Source organism: Streptomyces sp. NPDC052109 (assembly GCF_040680195.1).
GTDB lineage: Bacteria > Actinomycetota > Actinomycetes > Streptomycetales > Streptomycetaceae > Streptomyces.
Genome location: NZ_JBFAWF010000078.1, coordinates 1 through 1070 on the forward strand (window position 1 = coordinate 1; position 1070 = coordinate 1070).

Genomic DNA, 1070 nt, shown 5'->3' on the forward strand with positions numbered 1-1070 from the left:
GGTGTGGGTGAGCGTCTGTACCGTACCGGTGACATCGTGCGCTGGCGGGCGGACGGTCAGCTGGAGTACGTCGGGCGTGCCGACGAGCAGGTCAAGGTCCGTGGTTTCCGGATCGAGCTCGGTGAGGTCCAGGCGGCCATCGCCGCGCATCCCCGGGTGGCTCAGGCCGCCGTCGTCGTACGCGAGGACACGCCGGGCGACAAACGCCTGGTCGCCTACCTCGTCCCCGAAGGCGATGACGGTCGGGAGGAACTCACCCATCACCTCACCGACTTCGTCGCGTCCCGGCTGCCGGAGTACATGGTTCCCTCCGCCGTCGTGGTCCTGGACGCGCTGCCGTTGTCGGTGAACGGCAAGCTGGACCGCAAAGCGCTGCCCGCCCCCGCGTACACCACCGGTGCCGGTCGTGGCCCGACGAGCGTGCAGGAGGAGATCCTCTGTGCTGCCTTCGCCGAGGTGCTGGGCCTGGAGGGCGTCGGCGTGGACGACGACTTCTTCGCCCTCGGAGGGCACTCCCTGCTGGCGGTGCGTCTGGTGAGCCGGGTGCGTTCGATCCTGGGTGTGGAGGTGCCGCTGCGGGTGCTGTTCGAGGCGCCGACCGTGGCCGGGCTCGCGGCGCGGCTGTCGGGTGCGGAGCGGGCGCGGGTGGCGCTGACGGCGGTGGAGCGGCCGGAGCGGGTGCCGCTGTCGTACGCGCAGCGCCGGCTCTGGTTCATCAACCAGCTCGAAGGAGACGGCGCCGCCTACAACATCCCGGCGGTCATCCGGCTCTCCGGAGACGTGGACGCCGAGGCCCTGGGTGCAGCGTTCCTGGACGTGCTCGGGCGGCACGAGGTGCTGCGGACGGTGTTCCCGGTGGTCGACGGTGAGCCGTACCAGCACATCCTGGATCCGCAGGAGGTGGACTGGCGGCTGACGGTGGCCGAGGTGGCGCCGGAGGATCTCTCCGCCGCGGTCGACGGGGCGCTGAGCCATACCTTCGATCTGGCGTCCGAGCTGCCCATCAGGGCGTGGTTGTTCGAGGCCGGTGCGGAGTTGCGGGCGCTGGTGGTGGTGATGCATCACGTGGC

Annotated in this window: 1 protein-coding gene; it reads left to right on the forward strand. The window is 70.7% G+C overall.

Features of this window, described 5'->3' with window-relative positions:
* Positions 1–1070, forward strand: a 1070-nt coding sequence (locus AB0L59_RS42275; protein WP_365593545.1) for a condensation domain-containing protein, incomplete at both ends; no start/stop codon positions are given.